The 5,921-nt window shown below is 63.0% G+C and carries 5 protein-coding genes; all 5 read left to right on the top strand.

Going from position 1 to position 5,921, the window contains the following annotated elements:
- Nucleotides 1–312 precede the first annotated feature (312 nt).
- Nucleotides 313–1,539: a globin domain-containing protein gene (locus BI49514_RS16075; protein ID WP_101547460.1), complete on the top strand. Its 1,227-nt coding sequence runs from the start codon at nt 313–315 to the stop codon at nt 1,537–1,539.
- A gap of 148 nt (nt 1,540–1,687) precedes the next feature.
- On the top strand, nt 1,688–2,812 hold the full coding sequence (gene prfB / locus BI49514_RS16070; protein ID WP_101547459.1) for a peptide chain release factor 2: 1,125 nt from the start codon (nt 1,688–1,690) through the stop codon (nt 2,810–2,812).
- A 152-nt stretch (nt 2,813–2,964) separates the two neighbouring features.
- A complete protein-coding gene (gene ftsE, locus BI49514_RS16065; RefSeq protein WP_025780920.1) occupies nt 2,965–3,654 on the top strand; it encodes a cell division ATP-binding protein FtsE in 690 nt (229 codons plus the stop codon).
- Nucleotides 3,651–4,565: a permease-like cell division protein FtsX gene (ftsX, locus tag BI49514_RS16060; RefSeq protein ID WP_101547458.1), complete on the top strand. Its 915-nt coding sequence runs from the start codon at nt 3,651–3,653 to the stop codon at nt 4,563–4,565. Before ftsE ends, ftsX begins: the two co-directional genes overlap by 4 nt.
- A 1-nt stretch (nt 4,566) precedes the next feature.
- Nucleotides 4,567–5,796: a M23 family metallopeptidase gene (locus BI49514_RS16055; RefSeq protein WP_101547457.1), complete on the top strand. Its 1,230-nt coding sequence runs from the start codon at nt 4,567–4,569 to the stop codon at nt 5,794–5,796.
- The last annotated feature ends 125 nt before the right edge of the window (nt 5,797–5,921 follow it).

Here is a 5,921-nt window from a genome sequence, read left to right as displayed (position 1 = left end):
GGCCACGTCGAGGTCTTTCGGATGGATTGTGTGAGAACTTCCATCATCGGAAGACCTCGACGTCTATCCGCGCAGCGACTCGCCGTATCCTGGAATCACCGATCTACACTCTCAATTACGAAGAGCCGCTTTTTGCCTGTGCGTTTGCGCCCTGCCGCGCCGCCGTGCAATGGCGACGGTACAGAAAATCTCATATTCTACAACTCGTAGAATTTGACATGGTGGTCCGCGTAACGTCGAAAGCGCAAGAAGAACAGCGACCTGTGAAGGCCGTTCCAACTACGCGGTGACCACGCCGCAAAAGGAGCAGAGTTGATCTCGCAACCCGCACTCACCATCGTCCGGGACACCCTCCCCGTCATCGGATCCGCCATCGGTGACATCACGCCGATCTTCTACGAGCGGATGTTCACCGCCCGCCCCGATCTGCTGCGCGATCTGTTCAACCGCGGCAACCAGGCACAGGGAGAGCAGCAGAAGGCACTGGCCGGCGCGATCGCCGCCTACGCGAGCCTGCTCGTCTCCGAGGATGCACCGAACATCGATGCGATGATGAGCCGGATCGCGAACAAACACGCCTCGCTGGGCATCACCGAAGACCAGTACCCGATCGTCTACCAGCACCTCTTCGCCGCTATCGGCGAAGTCCTCGGCGACGCGGCCACCGCCGAGGTCGTCGACGCCTGGACCGAGGTCTACTGGGACATGGCGGACACGCTCATCTCCGCCGAACGCGAACTCTATGCCGACCACGACGTGGAACCCGGAGACGTCTGGTCCGAGCTCACGGTCGTCCAGCGCCGGCAGGAATCACCGCACACGATCAGTCTCGTCCTCGCCCGTCCCGATGGCGGCACACTGCCGCAGGCCCGTCCCGGCCAGTACATCTCCGTCCAGGTCCAGCTGCCCGACGGCGCCCGGCAGATCCGCCAGTACAGCCTCACCCGAGCGACTTCGCGTGAGTCCTGGGCCGTGACGATCAAAGCTGAGCCCGGCCGCGCCGAGGCGGACATCCCCGCAGGTGAGGTGTCGAACTTCATCCACGGCAACGTCTTCGAAGGCGACACGATTCGCTGCTCCCTGCCCTACGGCGACCTCGTCGTCGAAGACGCCGAGACTCCGCTGCTCCTCATCTCCGCAGGCATCGGCTGCACCCCGATCCTCGGCGCGCTCAACGACCTCGTGTCCAAGGAATCCAGCCGCGACGTCACGGTCCTCCACGCCGACCAATCGATGGCCGCCCACGCCCACCGACAGGAGATGGCGCAGCTCGTCGCTCAACTGCCGGGCGCCCGGATGCACCACTGGTACGAACAGCTCGGCGCGCGGACGACGAACGAGACCGTTCACGAAGGCTTCATCGACCTCGCCGAGGTCGACGTTCCCGCCGACGCGCAGGTCTACCTGTGCGGCCCGCCCCCGTTCATGAAGGCCGTGCGCCGCGGACTCGATGCACTCGATGTGCCCGAGTCCAACATCCACTTCGAGGTCTTCGGCCCCGACACCTGGGCGACCGTGCCCGAGCTCGTGCCCGCCTGATCTCAACACTCGCCCGACTGGGGTAGGTCGAACCGGTGCCTGAGTACTCAACCGGGGGACTGCGCAGATGCGCGCCGAGGTGGTCCCACCTCGGCGCGCATCCGTCAGTTCGGGGCGGGATGGGGGCATGCACTAGAATCGGATCATTATGGCCACCACTGATTACTCTTCTGAAATCGCCAACCTCCGCCAGACGTACAAAGCGATTCTCGACGTGTCCGATCTGGACAATCTGCGCGACGAGGTTGCCGAGCTCACGGAGCAGGCGTCGTCGCCGACATTCTGGGACGACCCCGATTCGGCGCAGAAGACCTCGGCCAAGCTCTCGCACAAGCAGGGCACCCTGGAGAAGCTCGAGAAGTTCGGCGAACGCATCGACGACGCCGAACTGCTCGTCGAGATGTCCCAGGACGAAGGTGACGCGGACTCGCTCGACGAGGCCGACCGTGACATCAAGAAGCTACGCGATCAGTTGGCAGAACTCGAGATCTCGACGCTGCTCAACCACGAATACGATGAGCGCTCCGCCGTGGTGACCGTGCGCTCGGGTGCCGGAGGCGATGACGCGACCGACTGGGCGCAGATGCTCACTCGCATGTATGTCCGGTGGGCGGAGAACCGCGGCTACAACGTTCAGGAACTCGACACCTCCTATGCCGAGGGCGCTGGCATCAAGTCCGCGACGATTCAGATCAACGCGCCCTACGCCTACGGAACTCTCTCCGTCGAAGCCGGCACTCACCGGCTCGTGCGCATCAGCCCTTTCGACAACCAGGGGCGCCGTCAGACTTCGTTCGCCGCCGTCGAGGTGGTCCCGCTCATCGAGTCGACGGACCACGTCGACATCGATGAGAACGATCTGCGTATCGACGTCTACCGGTCGTCGGGCCCCGGCGGGCAGTCGGTGAACACGACGGACTCGGCCGTGCGCATCACCCACGTGCCCACCGGTGTGGTCGTGAGCATGCAGAACGAGAAGTCCCAGATCCAGAACCGTGAGGCCGCGATGCGCGTCCTTCAGTCGAGGCTCCTCGACCTCAAGCGCAAGGAAGAGGCTGCGCAGAAGAAGGAACTGGCCGGCGACATCAAGGCCAGCTGGGGCGATCAGATGCGCTCGTACGTCACCCACCCGTACCAGATGGTCAAGGACCTGCGCACCGGCTATGAGGTCAACAACCCCTCTGCGGTCTTCGACGGCGACCTCGACGGGCTCATCGAAGCCGGCATCCGCTGGCGCAAGGAACAGGAGATGGCCGAAGAGGCCGACGCCTGATCGGTCCCGCCTTGGTGAGGGATCGACCATCACCGAGGCGACTGTGAACTTCATCAGATCGCAACACACGCCCGGCCGCCTCCGCGAACATCACGGAACTGTTACGTACAGTGGAAGCGGCCGAGCCACCCGCAACATGATTGAAGACCGACTTGATCAGATTCGACTCCGTTTCGAAGTCTTACGACACACGTTCCCGCAAAGCACTCGATGACATCTCCTTCGAGGCTGACCGCGGGGAATTCGTGTTCCTCGTCGGGGCCTCCGGCTCGGGAAAGTCCACGGTCATCCGACTCATTCTGCGTGAAGAGGTCCCCAGCGCCGGACGCATCCACATCGCGGGCAAATCCGTGGTGAAGATGCCCAGCTGGAAGGTGCCCTACCTGCGGCGGGGGATCGGAACCGTGTTCCAGGACTTCCGCCTGCTGCCGAACAAGACGGTATTCGCGAACGTCGCCTTCGCCCTCCAGGTGATCGGAAAATCCCGCGCAGCCATGTCGACTCTCGTGCCCGACGTGCTTGAGACCGTCGGCCTGGCCGGCAAGGAGAAGCGCTATCCCAGTGAGCTCTCCGGTGGTGAGCAGCAGCGTGTGGCCATCGCCCGCGCCGTGGTCAACAAACCCGGAATCCTGCTCGCCGACGAACCGACGGGCAACCTCGACCCGGCGACGAGCGCCGACATCATGAACGTGCTGGAGAAGATCAACCGCAACGGCACCACTGTGCTCATGGCCACTCACGACGGGGAGATCGTCAACCGGATGCGCCGACGGGTCATCGAACTGCGCGAAGGCGAAATCGTCCGCGACGTCGAAGAAGGCACCTACGGAGTCGCCTCATGAGGGCCGGTTTCATCCTCTCCGAAGTCTGGTCGGGTCTGCGCCGGAACTTCTCCATGGTCATCTCCGTCGTGCTCGTGACCTTCGTGTCCCTGCTCTTCGTCGGTGCCGCGATCCTGCTGCAGATGCAGGTCGGGCAGATGAAGGACTTCTGGTATGACCGCGTGCAGGTCTCCGTGTTCCTGTGCCCACCGGATTCGGAGGCGACGAACTGCGTCGACGGTGAAGTCACGGGCGACCAGAAGGATCAGATCCGGGCAGAACTCGAAAGCTCTGATCTGGCCCCGTATGTCGACAAGGTCTACTTCGAAGACAAGACCGAGGCCTACGAGCACTTCCAGGAGCAGTTCAAGGGCACCAGCCTCGAGGGCACCGTGCCCAAGGACGAGATGAACGAGTCCTTCCGAGTCAAACTCAAGGACGCCGAGAAGTACGACATCATCAAGGAGACGTTCTCGTCGACTCCCGGGGTGGAAGAGGTCGTCGACCAGAATCAGCTGCTCGACCGTCTGTTCGGGGTGCTCAACATCGCGACCATCGTGGCGATCGCGATCGCCGGCATCATGCTGCTGTGCGCGATGCTGCTCATCGCCACGACCATTCGACTCTCCGCGTTCTCGAGGCGCCGGGAGACCGGCATCATGAGGCTCGTCGGCGCGTCGAACACCTTCATCCAGATGCCGTTCCTGCTCGAGGGCGTCATCGCCTCGGCCATCGGTGCGACACTGTCCGCCGGTGCCCTGGGACTGCTCGTCCACTTCGGAGTCAGCGGTTGGCTGCAGTCGCAGGCCACGGGATTCAGCCTCATCTCCGGATGGGACGTTCTCCTCATCACCCCCGTACTCATCATCATCGGCGTGCTCATGGCCGGAGCATCGTCGCTGATCACGCTCAACAAGTACACGAAGGTCTGAGATGAGACGCAGACTCGGACTCGTCCTCACGGCAGCTGCGCTGGCAGTGGTCATGCCGGTCACCTCGGTGGTGGCCGATCCTCGCGACGACAAGAGCGAGGTCGACGAACGCGTCAAGGAACTCCAGCAGGAGTTCGAAGGCCTCGATGAGGACCTCGCCCGCGTCATCGCCGAACGCGATGCCGCGCAGGAGAAGCTGCCGGATGCCGAAGCCGAATCGAAGGCCGCCGACGATGCGCTGGCTGAGGCGATCGAGAAGGATGAGGACATGGCCGCGCGTCTGACCTCGGCGGAGAACGCGCAGAAGGATCTCAAGGACACGATCAAGTCCGGCACGGAGGAGATCGACAAGCATAAGACCTCGGCGACGCGCATCGGTCGACAGGCATACCAGAACTCGGGCATCACCTCCGACCTGGCTATGCTGCTCCAGATGGCCGAGGGCACGAGCGCCGACGGCGGCATCGGCCGCGTCGACTCGGCGGTGCGATCCCAGCAGCGCACGATTGACAAACTCTCCGAACAGCGGGCGCTGAACAAGAACAACGAAGAGCGGCTCTCGGGCGTGACGGATAAGATCTCCGACCTCAAGGACGAAGCCGCCGAGGCGGTGCTGGCCAAAGAGGCCGCGCAGGTCGATGCGAAGAAGAAGGCCGACAGCCTCAACGACCTCATCTCCGCGAAGGACGATGCGGAGAAGACGATCTCCGACAACAAGGACAAGACCGAGAAGCAGTTGGCCGATGAGAAGGCCGAGCAGGACCGGTTGGCCGAGAAGGTTCGGGAATGGGAGAAGGAGCAGGAGAAGAAGGGCAAGTTCGTCTTCGGTGACGGAGTCCTGGCCAATCCGGCCAAGGGGTACCCGACGACGTCTCCGTTCGGATACCGCGTCCACCCGATCACCGGTGCACGGAAGCTGCACACGGGAATGGACTTCGGCGTTCCCTGCGGGACCCCGATCCGCTCGGCCGGCGACGGAATCGTCGTCACTTCCGGATGGACGGGCGGTTACGGCAACCGTGTCGTCATCTCCCACGGCAAGATCAAGGGCAAATCGATCGCGTCGACGTACAACCACAATACGAAGCTCAAGGTCCATGACGGGCAGAGGGTCAAGAAGGGCGACATCATCTCGTACTCCGGTACGACGGGAGCGTCGACCGGCTGCCACCTGCACTTCGAGATCATGGAGAACGGTGGCTACGTCGACCCCAAACCCTTCATCTTCTAATTGCTACCTGACGGCTGTGAGTCTTGGTAGTGGCTGGTCTGGGACCGGCTGGCAGAGTAGGTGTTGGCCTCTCCATCCCGTGATCGTGACTCAACCTGGCGGTGACCCACCCCCTTTTGGTGGTG

The organism is Brevibacterium iodinum ATCC 49514 (assembly GCF_900169265.1).
Taxonomy (GTDB): Bacteria; Actinomycetota; Actinomycetes; order Actinomycetales; family Brevibacteriaceae; genus Brevibacterium; species Brevibacterium iodinum.
The sequence above is the reverse complement of the archived record's forward strand: the minus strand, read 5'-3'. Positions and strand labels throughout refer to the sequence as shown.

Bases quoted from the DNA above. Each gene is read 5' to 3' on its own strand.
- ftsX (WP_101547458.1), top strand. From the start codon at position 3,651: ATGAGGGCCGGTTTCATCCTCTCCGAAGTCTGGTCGGGTCTGCGCCGG.
- prfB (WP_101547459.1), top strand. From the start codon at position 1,688: ATGGCCACCACTGATTACTCTTCTGAAATCGCCAACCTCCGCCAGACG.
- BI49514_RS16055 (WP_101547457.1), top strand. From the start codon at position 4,567: ATGAGACGCAGACTCGGACTCGTCCTCACGGCAGCTGCGCTGGCAGTG.